The sequence below is a fragment of the Streptomyces sp. NPDC030296 genome, from assembly GCF_055572815.1.
In genome coordinates, this window is the sequence record NZ_JBVICQ010000009.1 from 126,898 (window position 1) to 143,390 (window position 16,493).

A 16,493-nucleotide genomic window follows, 5' to 3' on the forward strand; every position below is an offset into this window, starting at 1 on the left:
CACAACTTAGTGAACTGAACTTCACCTGACGAACACCTGACGAACAAGGTCGGCTCCCGGAGGCCGGACGCGGCTCGTCCTCAACGGCGAGGAGTACTACTCATGCACACCACCGTCGGCATCATCGGCGGCGGCCCGGCCGGGCTGCTGCTGGCCCGTCTGCTGCACAACGCCGGCATCGACAGTGTGGTCCTGGAACGCAAGGACCGGGCGTACGTCGAGCAGCGGCAGCGCGCCGGAATCCTGGAGCAGGCGACCGTCGACGTGCTGCGGGCCTGCGGCGCCGGCGCTCGTCTCGACGCCGAGGGGATGCCGCACGACGGCATCGAGCTGCGCTTCGCCGGCCGCGCCCACCGCGTCGACTTCCCCGAGTTGACCGGTGGCCGCCGCGTGTGGGTCTACGCCCAGACCGAGGTCGTCAAGGACCTGATCGCCCTCCAGCTCACCGACGGCGGCCCGCTGCTGTTCGAGGCCGAGGTGCACGCCGTGGAGGGCGTGGACGGCGACCGCCCGGTGATCCGGTACACGCACGAGGGCCGCGAACAGACCCTGAGCTGCGACTACGTGGTGGGCTGCGACGGCTTCCACGGCGTGGCGCGCGAGGCCGTCCCGGACAGGGTGCGGACGACGTACGAGCGCACCTACCCCTACTCCTGGCTGGGCATCCTCGCCGACGCCCCGCCCGTCTACGACGAGCTGATCTATGCCCACTCCGAGCGGGGCTTCGCGCTGGCCAGCATGCGCTCGCCGTCCGTGAGTCGCCTCTACCTCCAGGTCCCCAACGGCACCGACCCCGCCGACTGGTCCGACGAGCGGATCTGGGACGAGCTCGACGCCCGGTTCGCTCTGACCGCGAACCCCGGCTGGCGGCTCAAGCGCGGACCCGTCACCGCCAAGGCCGTCCTGCCGATGCGCAGCCACGTCACCGAGCCGATGCGGTACGGCCGCCTCCTCCTCGCCGGCGACGCCGCGCACATCGTGCCGCCCACCGGTGCCAAGGGCCTCAACCTCGCCGCCACCGACGTCATCGTGCTCGCCCGCGCCTTCGCACGGCTGAAGGAGACCGGGTCGACGGAGCTGCTGGACGCGTACTCGGACACCTGTCTGCGCCGGGTGTGGCGGGCCGAGCACTTCTCGTACTTCATGACCACGACCCTGCACGCCGACCCGGAGCAGTCCCCCTTCGAGACCAAGCTCCAGCTCTCCCAGCTGCACCGTGTCGCCACCTCCCGCCACGCGGCGGCCGAACTGGCCGAGAACTACACCGGGCTGGCGCTGGAAGGCTGACCACCCACCGGAAGTGACCATCCGCCGGAAGGGGCGCCCCGCACAACACGGGACGCCCCTTCCGTACGCCGACTTCTTTCCCGGTCGGGCGCCCGGCCCGTTCCGGTCGGCCGGGGTGGCGCTCGCACGCGGTCTCGGACCTACGTGCGGTCGCCCTTCGGCTTGCCGCGCTGGTCCGGGGTGCCGTGCGGCGGCGGACTCATCGGCTGCGGCGAGGTCGCCGGCGACACGGGGGAGCCGGAGCGGCGGCCGTGCTGCTCCGGCCGCAGCGCACCGGGGTCACCCGACGTCGGCTCCGCACCCGAGCGCAGCTGGTCAAGGCGTGCCGTCAGCAGCTGGGTCGCCGGCAGCCGGTCGGCGTGCTCACGCTCGTACGTCAGCAGCTCCTCCACCTCCTCGGCGGTGAGCGACCGTACACGACTCTCCAGGCCGCCGATCGGCAGATGGTCGTAGTCGGGCAGTGGCAGCGTCCGGTGGTCTGCCATGACTCTCACTCCTTCTCGTGCACTGTGGCGGTACACGCGCGTACCGCTCCGGTGACACCGCGTGGTCCCGGGATCGGCCGGAGGACCGTCCGGGCAGCGGGCGGGCCCCTGCCGCAGCCGGGGCCCGCCGCGATGCGGTGTCAGTGGGCGCCGAGCCCACCGCTGCCGAAGGAGCCGCTGCTGTTCTTGCTCCAGCGGGGCCGCTTCTTGTCGGGGTTGGGCCGGGTGCCCTGGTTCCCGTGGACCTCGTACGGCGTCAGCCGGTAGTCGCTCTTCGGGATCTCGTCCGGTTCACGGTTCGCCTGCTCCTCGCGCACGGGGCCGCCCTCGGGCAGCTTCGGCTGCTCCTCGGGGAGGGGGCGGCGCGGCTCACGCGCACGGACACGCGCACCCAGCCACAGGGCCCCGATCAGCACCGACACGACGACCACCCCGGCGATGAACGGGGCGGCGCCGCCCAGCACGCTGCGCTCTGCTGCGAAATTAGCCCATTCCGTGTTCATATCGGATGAATACCCCCAAAGGGTCGGGTGAACCTGGTCGGCTCACATGGGAGGCGGTCGGGACCGACCGTTCCTCGCCCCCGTGCCGGGGTGTGCACGGGTGCCCGGTCGGGCGCGGGGGGAAACAGGACTCGGCGAACAGGCCTCGGGGAACCCGGCCCGGGGGTGCCCGCGTTTGACGGACAGCGCTCCGGCTACCCGCCTCGGGTGACCTCGACGACGACATCCCAGCAGCAGGAACTCATCCGATTCCTCGAGGACCGCTTCGCGTGCGCGCAGGCGTGCACCGAATGTGCGCGTGCGTGTGCCCTGCGGGCGAGCCTCGCCGATCCGGGCGGCCCCGAGGAGCAGGAGCAGATGCGGCGCAAGGGCATCATGTGCGCGGAGGTGTGCGACGCCACCTGCCGGGCGCTGTCCGAGCAGACCAACCTCGACGAAGCGGCCGTCCGTGTTCAGGTCGAGTGGTGCCGGACGGTCAGCCTGGAGTGCGCACGCGTCTTCGACGAGCACCCCGGCGCCGAGGAGAGCGCCCGGGCCTGCCGCGCCTGCGCCCGGGCCTGCACGGACTTCCTCGTCACCCTCGGCTGAGCCGCGCGGCCCCTACAGGCACCACCGAGCGGCGTCCAGGGTGATCGGCCGGACCGCCACGTTCCCGTGTTCCCGTGTGTTCCCAATTACTGGAACACGTTCTAGCGTGTGCGCCGTCAGGTCGGCCTTGGGGAGCCTGGAGGCGCCGTGCACCTCGAATACACGCCCGAGCAGCAGCGGTTGCGCACCGAACTGCGTTCCTACTTCGCCGAGTTGGTCCCGGCAGGCGCCTACACCCGGCACTCCGAGCCGGCGGCGCAGAAGCGCTTCTACCGGGAGACCATCCGCCGCCTCGGCGCGGACGGCTGGCTCGGCGTCGGCTGGCCCAAGGAGTACGGCGGACGCGGTCTGACCGCCATCGAGCAGTTCATCTTCTTCGACGAGGCCGCTCAGGCGGGTGTCCCGCTGCCGCTGATGGCCCTCAACACCGTCGGTCCGACGATCATGCAGTACGGCACCGAGGAGCAGAAGTCGTACTTCCTGCCTCGAGTCCTGTCCGGTGAGATCGACTTCGCGATCGGCTACAGCGAGCCCGACGCCGGGACGGACCTCGCCGCACTGAAGACCCGCGCGGTGCGCGACGGCGACGAGTACGTCGTCAACGGCCAGAAGATCTGGACGACCAACGGCGACACGGCGGACTGGGTGTGGCTGGCTACCCGCACCGACCCGGACGCACCGCCGCACAAGGGCATCACCATGCTCCTCGTGCCGACCACCGACCCCGGCTATTCCTGCACCCTGATCAACACCCTCGCCTCGCACGACACCACCGCCAGCTACTACGAGAACGTACGCGTCCCGGTCTCCCGCCGCGTCGGCGAGGAGAACAAGGGCTGGCGGCTGATCACCAACCAGCTCAACCACGAACGCGTCACCCTCGCCGCCCACGGCACCATGGCGATCCGCTCCCTGCACAACGTCCAGCGCTGGGCCATGGAGACGAAGCTCGCCGACGGCCGCCGCGTCATCGACCTGCCCTGGGTGCGCCGCCGCCTCGCCCGGACCCACACCAGGCTCGACGCGCTCAAGCTCCTCAACTGGCGCATGGTCAGCGCCGTCCAGGACGGCACCCTCACCCCGCAGGAGGCGTCCGCCGTCAAGGTCTACGGCTCCGAGGCCCGCCGCGACGCCTACGCCTGGCTCATGGAGATCGTCGCCGCCGGCGGCGCCCTCAAGGAGGGCTCGGCGGGCGCCGTCCTGCACGGCGAACTCGAACGCGGCTACCGTTCGGCCGTCATCTTCACCTTCGGCGGCGGCAACAACGAGATCCAGCGCGAGATCATCGCCTGGATCGGCCTGGGCATGCCCCGCGTCCGACGCTGACGCCGCTGTGACCACCGACGCTAGAGGACCACCCAGGGCGACCACTCCATCCTGGGAGATCAGTTCGGCGCCGAACCGGTCGGCCCACTCGTGCCTTCGTTCCGCGTTCCGCCAGTGCATAGGCGGTGCAGAGTCCGACGGCCACCTCGGGAACCCGGTCCATTCGATCGCCTCACTTCGCGTCCCGGAGATTTCCCGTACGGAGCAGGGGTCAGGTCATCTGTCGCCGCCGCGAACCGGTGGGTGACTGGACGAGATGGGCGGCACTGCCAGGCTCTACGCGATACGGCGGCGGAACCGCCTCTCCTCCAGCGTCACACCGGTCTGAAATGTGGAAGCGGCCACCTCGGACGGCGGTCCTGACCGACCGGCGGAGAGTCGCGGGGGCGGACGCCCTGGTCGAGGGCATGAGAAGACCCAGACCTGCCCACGGCCGTCGCCCTGCACCCAGCAAGGAACTGCGGGGGAACCGGAAGGTCACGGCCGCCTCCTCCCGGCGCCGACCGCCAGGGGCGTGGCGCGGGTTGTGGTCAGGAGTTGACGATGCGGCGCACGTTGTCGACGGCACCACAGCTTTCCTTCAGCTGACGCTCGCGCTCTTCCACAAACGCCTCGCCCAGTTCCTCGCGGCGCTCCATGGCCACGTTCTCGCGCGCTCCGTTGAGGATGGTGCGCTCCTCCTCGTCGGCGTGGTGGGTGACCGCCTGAACGAGATCTTCCAGCTTCTCGTCCCATTCCTGGGAGCCGACCTCGTCGACTTCCAGGAGTTCAAGGAGTGCCTTGTTGCCTTCCTCGTGTTCCTCCTCGCCGTGTTCCACCTCTTCGTCGTCGATCTTCTTGTAGCGCTTGAGCGCGGGGTAGACCTTCGCCTCTTCCGCCAGTGCGTGCGCGATCAGCAGATCGGAGAATTCCCGCAAGGCGGCGGCCCGGTCGGCTTCGACGCTGCGCATCAGGCGAAAGAGCTCCTCCATCTTCCGGTGGTCCTGAAGAATGAGTTCAACGACGTCTCGTGTCTCCGCCATGGGAACAGGCCTCACTTTCGTGCGGGGGAACCTTGCCGAGATCCTGCTACCCCGTCCACTGGTGTTCAGCAGGACTGTCTGATCGAAAAACGAGCAGAACCAGTGACCTGGTCCGCAACAACCCCGACCAGACCATGACGGTTACCAGCGCCTTCCGCTCTGTCTCCCCCTGGGGGGATGATGCTGAACGTTCGACCAGACGCGCGAGCCGACAGCCACCCGAGGTGACCTCACATGACCGTGACCCGACCCGACGGCGTGGGCGCCCCGCACCGGGGTGACCCCGGACTCTTCGGGCCCGACTCGGTGACCTGGCAGACGCACGGCGATCCCATGATGTGGATCGCAGGGGTCCGCGCCCTTTACCTCCAGGCCCTGCACCCCCGGGCCGTACGCGGCGTCATGCAGAACTCCGACTTCCGCAAGGACGCCTGGGGCCGACTGCTGCGCACGGCGAACTTCGTCGGCACCATCTCGTACGGCACCACGGACGCCGCCGAGCGGGCCGCCGCCCGCGTCCGGAAGATCCACAGCATGCTCACGGCCACCGATCCGGACACGGGGGAGCGGTACGGCGTCGACGAACCCGGACTCCTGCTGTGGGTGCACTGCGCCGAGATCGACTCCTACGTGCACATCCTGCTCCGCTCCGGCTTCCCCCTCGGCGAGGCGGCCGCCGACCGGTACGTGGCCGAACACCGTGTCAGCGCCCGCCTGGTGGGGCTCGACCCGGCCGACGTGCCCGGCAGTCGCGCCGAGTTGACCGCGTACTTCGAACGGGTCCGCCCCGAACTGGCCGCCGGACCGGAGGCACGCGACGTGGACGACTTCCTGCGCCGCCCGCCCACCCACCCGTTGCTCGTACCGGCACGCGAAGCGCTCTGGCGGCGCGTGGCCGACCTGGCGTACGCCTCCCTGCCGCGATACGCCCACGAGTTGTACGGCAGACCGGCCCCCGCGCCGGCGGTCGTCACCCGCCGCCTGCGGCGCACCGGCACCCTGCTGCGCCGCGTTCCCGCACGTCTGCGCTGGCAGCTCCCGCCCAAGCACATCCTGAAGGCCATGGCGCGGCTCGGCCCCGACACCCGCCCGGCACCGTACAAAGTCATGAGATAGGTCGCCATACTGGACATCGGACAAGCCAGGGGAGGGCGGGTCCGTACGGACGGGGGCGATCGTTGGCGATGACGGACACCACGCTGATCCAGGGCCGGTACCGGCTGCTCGATCTGATCGGGCGTGGCGGCATGGGCGAGGTCTGGCGTGCGAGAGACGAGTCACTGGACCGTCAGGTCGCGTTCAAGTGCCTCAAACCCGTCAACACCCGGCCGGACCAGTCCGTCACCGGTGTGCTCCGCGAGCGGTTCCGGCGGGAGGCGCGCGTCGCCGCCGGCCTCCAGCACCGGGGAGTGACCGTCGTCCATGACTTCGGCGAGTCCGACGGAGTGCTGTTCCTCGTGATGGAACTGCTGGAGGGCCGTAACCTCAGCCAGCTCCTGGAGGACAACAAGCAGCATCCGCTGCCCGTCGCCGATGTCGTCGAGGTGGCCGGACAGGTGGCCTCCGCCCTCGCCTACACCCACCGGCGGGGCATCGTGCACCGCGACCTGAAACCCGCCAACATCATGCGGCTCACCGACGGCACGGTGAAGATCTGCGACTTCGGGATCGCCCGCCTCGGCCGCGACGTCACCTTCACCTCCCGACTCACCGGCACCGGCATCGCGATGGGCACCCCCCACTACATGTCGCCGGAACAGATCAGCGGCGGCCAGGTCGACCGGCGCAGCGACCTGTACTCGTTCGGCTGCGTCCTCTACGAGATCGCCACCGGGGTACCGCCGTTCGACCTGGACGACGCCTGGGCGGTCCTCATGGGCCACCGCGACACCGTTCCCCTGCCCCCGCGCAGCCACCGCGAGGACCTCCCCGCGTACCTGGAGCGGCTCATCCTGGACCTGCTGGCCAAGCAGCCGGAGGCCCGCCCCCAGGACGCCCGCGAACTGAGCCGCCGCATCGACGAGGGGCGGACGACGCAGGCCCCGGCACCCTCGGGCGCGCCCGGCCGCGCCCCCAGGGCCGACCCCGCGCCGGTGACCCCGCCACCCCCGGCCCGCCCCGCGCCGGCCGCCGGGCGCGAGCCCCGGCTGCCGTCCTGGACCCAGGGCATGACCACCGGCCACAAGGCCACCGGCACCGGACTGCGCCTCACCCCACCGGACGCCTCCGCCGGTCTCACCGGGGAGTGGATCGCCCGCCCGGCCTCCGTACGCGCCGAGGAACCCGTACGCACCGAACGGCCCACCCCCTCACCGGCGTTGATCGCCACCCTGGCCGGGCGGCACAACGCGGGCCTGAGCCTGGGCCGCCTCGGCCGCTGGACGGAGGCCGGGGAGGTGCACCGGGCGGTCGCCGCCGAACGGGAGCACGCCCTCGGCCCCGACCACCCCGACACCCTGGCCAGCCGCTACGAGATCGGCTTCACCTTGAGCCGCACCGGCCGCCCCGCGGACGCCCTGCGCGAGTTCGCCCATGTCGCCCACGCCCGCGAGCGGTTCCTCGGCGCCGACCACCCCGACACGCTCGCCGCCCGGCAGGAGATGGCGTACGTCCTCGGCCAGCTGGGCCGCCACCACGAGGCCCACCAGGCGTACGCGTCCGTACTCGCCGCCCGGGAACGCCTCGCAGGACCCGACCATCCGGACACCCTGCGCTGCCGCCACAACCTCGCCTTCACCCTCAGCAGGCTCGGCCTGCTGGAGGACGCGTACCGCACGGCGAGCGAGGTCGCCGCAGCCCGCACCCGCGTCCTCGGCGCCAACCACCCCGACACCCTCGTCACCCGCTTCGAGGTCGCCTGGGCGCTCGGCCAGCTGGGCCGCTGGCCCGAGGCGCTCCAGACCTACGAGGAGGTCGCCGAGGCCCGCTCCCAGGCCCTGGGCCCCGACCACCCCGACACCCTCGCCGCCCGCCACGAGGTCGGCATCAGCCTCGGCCGACTCGGCCGCAGCACCCGGGCCCTGCCCCTCTACCGCGCGCTCGTCCACGACCGCGCCCGGGTCCACGGCCCCGACCATCCCGAGACCCTGCGCGCCCGCCACGGCCTCGGCGTCAACCTCGGCCGGCTCGGCCGCTGGGAGGAGGCCCTCGCCGAGTCCCGCGACGTCTGCGCCCTGCGCGAGCGGGTCCTCGGCCCCGACCATCCCGACACCCTGGTCAGCCGCCGCGAGGTCGCCGTCGGCCTCGGCTGGCTCGGGCGCTGGGCCGACGCCCTCACCGAGTACCGGGGCGTCGCCGACGCCCGCGAACGGGTCCTGGGCGCCGACCACCCGGACGCCCTCGCCAGCCGCAATGACGAGGCCCACTGCCTGGAGCAGCTCGGCCGGGGCCCGGAAGCGGTGCGGTTGTACCGCAGGGTGGCGGCCCTACGGCAGCAGCGGGCACCAGGGCCCTTCTGATGGATCTCCGCGGCGTCGCGACGCCCGGCACGCTCCCCCGAGCTCTCCGAGCAGGGGGTACCCCCACCCGTACTCGCCGCACCGGACACGGCCTGGTAGCTCCGCTACGAGGGCTTCCGCCCGGCACACCGAGAGCACGCACCGAACGCCGCTCCTTCTCCCGCGGAGCTCCATCAGAAGGGCCCTGGTCGGCGCCTGACCCCCCGGCGGGCCGGCGTTGGTCCACCTGCCTCGGCCCCCTGGCCGACCTCGATCGACGCGTGTTACCAAGAGTCATGCCTGCCACCCCCGCCCCAGAAGCGCACGCCGGCCGCCCCGGACCCCGACCCCACGACTCCTACGACGCGGTGATCGTCGGAGGCGGCCACAACGGCCTGGTCGCCGCCGCCTACCTGGCCCGCGCCGGTCGGTCCGTGCTGGTCCTGGAGCGGCTCGGGCACACGGGCGGCGCCGCCGTCTCCACCCGCCCCTTCACCGGGGTCGACGCCCGGCTGTCGCGGTACTCCTACCTGGTCAGCCTGTTGCCCAAGAAGATCGTCCGGGACCTCGACCTCGACTTCCGGGTCCGGGGCCGCACGATCTCCTCGTACACCCCCGTCGAACGCGACGGCCGCCCCACCGGTCTGCTGGTCGGCGGCGGCGAGCGCCGCACCAGGGAGGCCTTCGCACGACTGACCGGTTCGGGGCGCGAGTACGAGTCCTGGCAGCGCTTCTACGGCATGACGGGCCGTGTCGCCGAACGCCTCTTCCCGACCCTCACCGAGCCACTGCCCACCAGGGACGAGCTACGGGCCCGCATCGACGACGAGGACGCCTGGCGCGCCCTCTTCGAGGAGCCGATCGGCGTCGCCGTGGAGTCGGCGTTCCACGACGACCTGGTGCGGGGTGTCGTCCTCACCGACGCCCTGATCGGCACCTTCGCGGACGCCCACGACCCCACCCTCAGCCAGAACCGCTGCTTCCTCTACCACGTGATCGGCGGCGGCACGGGCGCCTGGGACGTCCCCGTCGGCGGCATGGGCGCCCTCACGGACGCCCTCGCCACCGCCGCCCGCGCGGCCGGAGCGGTGCTCGCCACCGGCCACGAGGTACGGAACATCGCGACCGACGGCCGGTCCGCCGAGATCACCTACCGGACACCGGACGGCGAAGGCACCGTCGCCGCCCGGCACGTCCTGGTGAACGCCTCACCCCGGGAACTCGCGGCGTTGACCGGCGACACGCCGCCGGCGCCCGCCGAGGGCGCACAGCTCAAGGTGAACATGCTGCTCAAGCGGCTTCCGAGGCTCCGGGACGGATCCGTCGACCCGCGCGAGGCGTTCTCCGGCACCTTCCACATCGCCGAGGGCTACGACCAGCTGGCGGCCTCCTACGCGCAGGCCGCCGCGGGCCGGCTCCCCGAGGCACCGCCCTCCGAGATCTACTGCCACTCCCTCACCGACCCGACGATCCTCGGCCCGGACCTCGTCGAGCAGGGCTACCAGACGCTCACCCTGTTCGGGCTGCACACCCCCGCAAGGCTGTTCGAGGCCGACAATGACGCCGTACGCGAGGAACTCCTGAAGTCGACCCTCGCGCAGCTCGACGCTCATCTCGCCGAGCCCCTCGCCGACTGCCTCGCCACCGATGCCGAGGGCCGCCCCTGCATCGAGGCCAGGACCCCTCTCGACCTGGAACGCGACCTCGGCCTGCCCGGCGGCAACATCTTCCACCGCGCCCTCGCCTGGCCCCACACCCAGGAGGACACCGGACGCTGGGGCGTGGAGACCCGCCACCCGAACGTGCTCCTGTGCGGCGCGGGCGCCGTACGCGGCGGCGGCGTCAGCGGGGTGCCGGGCCACAACGCGGCGATGGCCGTACTGGAGGCTCTCGGCCTTTCCTGACCCGCCCGTGACCTCCGCTCTCGATCGCGCATTCCGGCCGGGCGGGCGACGCTGTAGGTACCTTTCCGTCCGCACCCGAGCCGAGTGTGCGGATACGGGTTCGTCCACAGAGTTGAGTACGCGGTGACGGGAGAGCAGCGGGCGTCCGAGCCGCCCGGCGCGGGTGGAGCGACACAGGCCGGGGGCCTGCCGCTGCACGCCCGGGGCCTGACCGCCGCCCGGGCGGGGGCCCGGATCGCCGCCCTGCTGGCCGCCCTGCTCGGAGCACTGAGCCTGACCGGATGGATCGTCGACGCCGACGTGCTGAAAAGCCCGCTGCCCGGCGTCGAGGTGTCCATGAAGGCGAACACCGCCGTGGCGATCCTGACCCTCGGCCTGTCCCTGTTCCTGGTCGCCGGCCGCCCGGTCGGCGGGCGGACCCTCGCCGCGGCCCGCGTCGCCGCGCTGCCCGCCCTCCTCGTCGGCGGACTCACCGGCCTCGAGTACCTGACCGGGACGGGATTCGGTCTCGACGAACTCCTCTTCGACGACGACACCGCCGGGGTCGGCACCGGTACACCCGGGCGGATGTCACCGAACACGGCCGCGGCCCTGACGCTCGGGGGTGGCGCCTCGCTGTCCGCGAGCGCGCCCCGGGCACCCGCCTGGACCAGCCAGATCCCCGGCCTGGCCGTTCTCGCCCTCGGCATGCTGCGGCTGTACGGGGCCATCTACGCGGTGACCGAGCTGGAACGGTTCGGCCCCTACACCGGCATGGCCCTGCACACCGCGATCGCCCTGGTGCTGCTGGGCACCGCAGCGTTCCTCACCCGGCCGGACGAGGGCCTCGCGGGACTGCTGATGAACGCGGGTACCACCGGAGCCCTCGGGCGCCGGCTGTTCGCCACCGTCCTCGTCGTACCGCCCCTGCTCGGCTGGAGCGTCCTCGAGGGCGAGGACGCGGGCCTCTTCGGTCCGCGGCTGGGCACCGCGTTCCTCGTGGCCGGCCATGTCGCCGTGTTCACGGCGGTCGTCCTCGCGGCCTCGGCGGTGGGCCGCCGCATCGAGGAGGCCCATGCCCGTGCCGAGTGGCAGGTACGACAGAACGAACTCCTCCAGGCCTTCATGGACCACACACCGGCGGTGGTGTTCATCAAGGACCTGGAGGGCCGCTTCCTGGCCGTCAACACGACGTTCGAGGCGAACACGGGCCTGTCCCGCGACCAGGTGATGGGGCTGCGGGACGCGGACGTCCTGCCGCCCGACCTCGCACGTCAGGCGCGCGCCGCGGACCTCGCCATGCTCGCCCGCGGCACCCCCGTGCAGCGCGAGGAACTGCTCAAGCTGCCGGAGGGCCAACGTGACGTCCTCAGCTCCCTGTTCCCGCTGAACGACGCGAACGGCGAGCCCTACGCCGTGTGCGGTGTGATCACCGACATCACCGAACGCGTCGCGGCCCAGCGCGAGGTCCAGCGGGCCCGGCGCCGCTTCCTCTCCCTCCTGGAATCCGCGCCCGACGCCACCCTCATCACGGACGGCGACGGCACCATCGTCATGGCCAACGCCCAGGTGGAACGCCTGTTCGGTCTCGCGCCCGGCGACCTCGTCGGCCACGACGTCGTCCGGCTCGTGCCCCACGCACGGCGCCGACGGCACAGCGCCCTGCTGAGCGCCTACCTGCGTCTGCCCGACCCCAGGCCGACCGTCGTGGACCGGGAGCTGTACGGGCAGCGACCCGACGGCTCCGAGTTCCCCGTCGAGGTGAGCGTCAGCAGACTCCAGGCCGAACAGCAGACCCTGGTCGTCCTGACCGTGCGCGACATCACCGAGCGCAGACTGGCGGAGGCCGCCCGCGCCGAGCGCTACGAGCAGCACCGGCACATCGCCTACACCCTCCAGCACAGCCTCATGGGGGAGCCGCCCCGCCTCCCGCACCTGCCCAGCGCGCACCGCTATCTGGCCTCCGTCCAGGACCCCGGGGTCGGCGGGGACTGGTTCGACGTCATCCCCCTCGGTGAACGCCGCACCGGCGTCATCGTCGGCGACGTGATGGGCCGGGGTCTGGAGGCGGCGGCCGTCATGGGACAGCTGCGCGCCGCGTCCCACGCGCTGGCCCGCACCGGCGCCACGCCCAGCCGGCTCATGACCGCCCTCGACGCCTTCGTCAGCGACCTCGCCGACCAGCTCGTCACCTGCGTCTACCTGGTCATGGACCAGGACGCGGAGGAGGTCACCCTCTGCTCGGCCGGGCATCTGCCCGTCATCGCCCTGCCCCCGGACGGGGCCGCCCGCCGGCTGCGGACCCCGGTCGGAGTGCCGCTCGGCGTCAACGACCTGGGCGGCGGAGTGCCGTTCGAGGAGGCCACCCAGCCGCTGCCGCCCGGCAGCACCCTCGTGCTCTACACCGACGGACTCGTGGAGAGACCGGGCACCGACATCGAGGCCCAGATCGACGTCCTCACCCACACCCTCGACCTGGCGCTGAAAGGCGCCCCCGCGGACCCTGAACTCCTCGACGGGGCCGCGGACCGGCTGATCACCACCCTTCTCCCGGACCCGGCCGCCCACGACGACGACGTGACGCTGCTGATGATCCGCGTGCCCGGTCCGGAGGGGGACGGCACCTGCGGCTGACCGCGCGGAAGGGGGGACGGGGTGACGGTGCGGGGTGCGGCACCGGCATTTGGCGCAGCTGTCCGGCGGAACTGGTCCCTCCGTCCACCGTTCCCGCTCGCGTGCTCGGGATGCTCGGCGCCGGCCACCCCCTCGCGGAGCGCGGCTGCCCCGTCATCTACCCCGAGCTGCCGCCTCCTGGTCGCGATTCGAGCGCGGCAGCCACTGGGCGGCCCACGGTGCCCCCGACCTGCCCGTCACCGACCTGCGCACCTTCTTCGGACCGCTGCGCCAGAGCTGAGGTGAGATAAGGGCGGTGCGTCGGAGTGGGACAAATCGGATGTCGCGCGAGACGCTGACCCCATGACAGCTCCTTCGGTGACCGCCGCTGACCAGCCGTACCGTTTCGACGACCTGACCGCCCTGTTCATCAACTGCACGCTGAAGCCGTCCCCGCAGCTCAGCCACACCCAGGGCCTCATCGACAAGAGCGCGGCCATCATGATGTCGCGCGGGGTCACCACCTCCGAGGTCCGCGCCGTCGACCACGACATCGCGCCCGGTGTCTACCCGGACATGACCGAGCACGGTTTCGTGACGGACGAGTGGCCGGCCCTGTACGAGCAGGTGATGGCCGCGGACATCCTGGTCGTCGCCGGACCGATCTGGCTCGGCGACAACAGCTCGGTGACCAAGAAGGTGATCGAGCGCCTGTACGCCTGCTCCAGCGAACTCAACGAGCAGGGACAGTACGCCTACTACGGCCGCGTCGGCGGCTGCCTGATCACCGGCAACGAGGACGGCGTCAAGCACTGCGCGATGAACGTCCTCTACAGCCTCCAGCACCTCGGCTACACGATCCCGCCCCAGGCCGACGCCGGCTGGATCGGCGCGGCCGGGCCCGGGCCGTCGTACCTGGACCCGGGCTCGGGCGGACCGGAGAACGACTTCACCAACCGCAACACCGCCTTCATGACCTGGAACCTCATGCACATGGCGGCCCTGCTGAAGCGCGCCGGAGGCATGCCGGCCCACGGCAACCAGCGCACCGAGTGGGACGCCGGCTGCCGCCCGGGTGCGGAGAATCCCGAGCACCGCTGACCCTTTCGCCGCAGGTCACCAGGGTTCCGGCCGCCCACGCGGCCTGTCCGTCCCCCCGCCCGCCACAAGATTCACCGCCGTGCCGATCCACCGCCCGACCTGCTCCGTATTACGGGAGAACCGGAGCACGCAGGGTGGGAGGAAGAGGTGAGGGATCCGTGGGACAGAGGGAAGGCTCCGCACGGCTCGGGGCACACGGCGCGGTGCACTGGAAACGGTGACCGAGGGAACTGTGTTGCCGGAGGCCCTCGGTCGGTACCGGCTGGCCACGTTTTGGGCGGACGAGGGGGGCGTCAGGCGGGGACGCAGCCGACGCTGAGATCCCAGTAGTCGCCGCCGGGCCGGGCAAGATGTCGCTCTATCGTCTGCAGGTCCGCCGACTCCAGGCCGGGGATCAGTGTCACCGAGAGGCTGCCGCTGCTCAGCCCGGGCGAAGGTCGCCCACTGCCGCAGGCGGGGGTCCGTCGGCAGCGCGATCCGAGCCGAGACCTCGCCGGTGTCGGCCACCAGGACCAGGCCGTCGGCGGGGTGACCGGGGGCGGCTGCGAACGCGGTCTCGATGTCGTTGCGCACGCCGGCCGTGGCGGCGGCCTGCCCCACCGCGACCACCCGCGCGCAGAGGTTCCGGCACGGCTGCGCGATGGCCTCGGCGAGGTGGGCCGTCGAGGACGACACCATCAGCACGCCGCCCTCGCCGCATCGTCCCTCCGCTTCGGAGTGAACCACACACCCGCACACAAGCGACGTGACCGCCTCGGCGCCCTCCCCCCGCAATGCATCCCCTCACAGCCCTTGACGCCCGGGAGCAAGAGGTGGAAAGTCGTATATATACGCCGTAAACATACGGTGTCGCTCGCTTGTCACGCACTCAGGAGCGACGCGCCATGACGCGTAAGGAACCGGCTTCGGCGGATCTTCCCAGGGTGGAGCGTCGGCCTGCACGGATCTCGGGCCTCGACGTCGTCCGGATCACCATCAGCAGCCCTGTCCTCGGGTGTCCGTACCCGGTCCGCGCCGTCCGTCCGACGCCCTTCGCGCCGCTCCCCCCGCCCGCCCGTCACCGGACTGACGCTCGGCTCGATCGCGGCGCTCACCGGTCTGCCGTGCTTCCCCCCGGCCACGCCGCCGACACGGGCCGGTGAGGTGCGGTGAACTCGGACCGACGCCACGCGCACGAAGAAGCCACGCCCATGAGCGCACCATCCACGGTCCTCGTCACCGGTGGAGCCGGCTTCATCGGCAGTCACGCCTGCGTCGAACTCCTCGACCACGGCTACGAGCTGATCGTGGTGGACAACTACTCCAACAGCACCCCGCAGGTCCTCACCCGCGTGGAACGGATCGCCGGCCGTTTCGTCGGTGCCGTCTATGAGCTGGACATCCGTGATCGACACGCCCTCTCGGCCGTCTTCGACCGCCACTCAGTGGACGCCGTCGTGCACTTTGCCGCGCGCAAGGCAGTGGGCGAGTCGACACGGATGCCCGTGGAGTACTACGACACCAACGTCGGCGGCACGACCGCTCTGCTCCGGGTCATGCATGAGCACGGTGTGCACCAGCTCGTGTTCTCGTCCTCCTGCTCGATCTACGGCGACGCCGGATCCGGACTGCTGGACGAGGCCACCCCGGCCCGGCCCACCAATCCCTACGCGGCGTCCAAGTGGACCTGCGAACAGATCCTCGCCGACGTCTGCCGCCGGTGCCCCGAATACACCGTGCTGTGCCTGCGGTACTTCAACCCGGCCGGCGCCCACCCCAGCGGGCTGCTCGGCGAGGACCCCTGCCGTACTCCCGAGAACCTGATGCCGTACGTGGCCCAGGTGGCCATCGGCCGACGGGAGCGGGTCCGCGTGTTCGGCGCCGACTACCCCACGCCCGACGGGACCCCGATCCGCGACTACCTTCACGTCGTGGACACCGTCGAGGCCCACCGCGTCGCGCTCGACCACCTCGCCGACGGACCAGGCATGTATGTGTACAACCTGGGCGTCGGCATGGGCAGCTCGGTCCTCGACGTCGTCGCCGCGTTCTCCGAGGCGTGCGGCAGGCCCATTCCGTACGAGGTCACGGCCCGCCGCCCCGGCGACGTGGCCGAACTCGTCGCCGACACGACCGCCGTGACGCGCGCCTGGGGCTGGCGCCCCAGCCGGGACCTCGCCGACATGTGCCGGGACGCCTGGCGGTTCCAGCAGCTCAACCCCCACGGCTACGCGGGCTCTGCCCGGCGGCCGACCCTGAAGCGGTAGGA

Annotated in this window: 12 protein-coding genes; 9 read left to right on the forward strand and 3 right to left on the reverse strand. The window is 71.7% G+C overall.

Features of this window, described 5'->3' with window-relative positions:
• Positions 1-102: 102 nt before the first annotated feature.
• Entirely contained in the window at positions 103-1,287 is a 1,185-nt protein-coding gene (locus ACZ4Z3_RS25805; protein ID WP_468503228.1) for a 4-hydroxybenzoate 3-monooxygenase, read from the forward strand.
• 140 nt (positions 1,288-1,427) lie between these two features.
• Here the strand turns inward: ACZ4Z3_RS25805 and ACZ4Z3_RS25810 are convergent, their stop codons facing one another.
• Entirely contained in the window at positions 1,428-1,772 is a 345-nt protein-coding gene (locus ACZ4Z3_RS25810; RefSeq protein WP_468503229.1) for a DUF8129 domain-containing protein, read from the reverse strand.
• A gap of 140 nt (positions 1,773-1,912) precedes the next feature.
• Positions 1,913-2,275: a DUF6479 family protein gene (locus tag ACZ4Z3_RS25815; protein ID WP_055512508.1), complete on the reverse strand. Its 363-nt coding sequence runs from the start codon at positions 2,273-2,275 to the stop codon at positions 1,913-1,915.
• A gap of 207 nt (positions 2,276-2,482) precedes the next feature.
• Here ACZ4Z3_RS25815 and ACZ4Z3_RS25820 point away from each other — a divergent pair, with 207 nt between their 5' ends.
• Both ACZ4Z3_RS25820 and ACZ4Z3_RS25825 read left to right on the forward strand, forming a co-directional pair.
• The gene (locus tag ACZ4Z3_RS25820; protein ID WP_468503230.1) at positions 2,483-2,863 is read left to right on the forward strand and encodes a four-helix bundle copper-binding protein; all 381 of its coding nucleotides are present in this window, start codon (positions 2,483-2,485) and stop codon (positions 2,861-2,863) included.
• Positions 2,864-3,010: 147 nt separating this feature from the next.
• The gene (locus ACZ4Z3_RS25825) at positions 3,011-4,189 is read left to right on the forward strand and encodes an acyl-CoA dehydrogenase family protein (protein WP_468503231.1); all 1,179 of its coding nucleotides are present in this window, start codon (positions 3,011-3,013) and stop codon (positions 4,187-4,189) included.
• A 530-nt stretch (positions 4,190-4,719) separates the two neighbouring features.
• On the opposite strand, the gene ACZ4Z3_RS25830 is transcribed toward ACZ4Z3_RS25825, so the two are convergent.
• Positions 4,720-5,211: a hemerythrin domain-containing protein gene (locus tag ACZ4Z3_RS25830; protein ID WP_468503232.1), complete on the reverse strand. Its 492-nt coding sequence runs from the start codon at positions 5,209-5,211 to the stop codon at positions 4,720-4,722.
• Between the two features lie 234 nt (positions 5,212-5,445).
• On the opposite strand from ACZ4Z3_RS25830, the gene ACZ4Z3_RS25835 reads away from it, so the two are divergent.
• The 6 genes from ACZ4Z3_RS25835 (at position 5,446) to galE (ending at position 16,491) form a co-directional block, all read left to right on the forward strand.
• A complete protein-coding gene (locus ACZ4Z3_RS25835; RefSeq protein WP_468503233.1) occupies positions 5,446-6,327 on the forward strand; it encodes an oxygenase MpaB family protein in 882 nt (293 codons plus the stop codon).
• 68 nt (positions 6,328-6,395) lie between these two features.
• The gene (locus ACZ4Z3_RS25840; RefSeq protein WP_468503234.1) at positions 6,396-8,669 is read left to right on the forward strand and encodes a serine/threonine-protein kinase; all 2,274 of its coding nucleotides are present in this window, start codon (positions 6,396-6,398) and stop codon (positions 8,667-8,669) included.
• Positions 8,670-8,944: 275 nt separating this feature from the next.
• Positions 8,945-10,552 (forward strand): phytoene desaturase family protein, encoded by a 1,608-nt coding sequence (locus tag ACZ4Z3_RS25845; protein ID WP_468503235.1) that lies wholly within the window; start codon positions 8,945-8,947, stop codon positions 10,550-10,552.
• A gap of 123 nt (positions 10,553-10,675) precedes the next feature.
• Positions 10,676-13,165 (forward strand): SpoIIE family protein phosphatase, encoded by a 2,490-nt coding sequence (locus ACZ4Z3_RS25850; RefSeq protein ID WP_468503236.1) that lies wholly within the window; start codon positions 10,676-10,678, stop codon positions 13,163-13,165.
• Between the two features lie 342 nt (positions 13,166-13,507).
• Entirely contained in the window at positions 13,508-14,245 is a 738-nt protein-coding gene (locus tag ACZ4Z3_RS25855) for a flavodoxin family protein (protein ID WP_468503237.1), read from the forward strand.
• A gap of 1,190 nt (positions 14,246-15,435) precedes the next feature.
• Positions 15,436-16,491, forward strand: a complete 1,056-nt coding sequence (gene galE / locus ACZ4Z3_RS25860) for a UDP-glucose 4-epimerase GalE (RefSeq protein ID WP_468503238.1) — start codon at positions 15,436-15,438, stop codon at positions 16,489-16,491.
• Positions 16,492-16,493 lie beyond the last annotated feature (2 nt).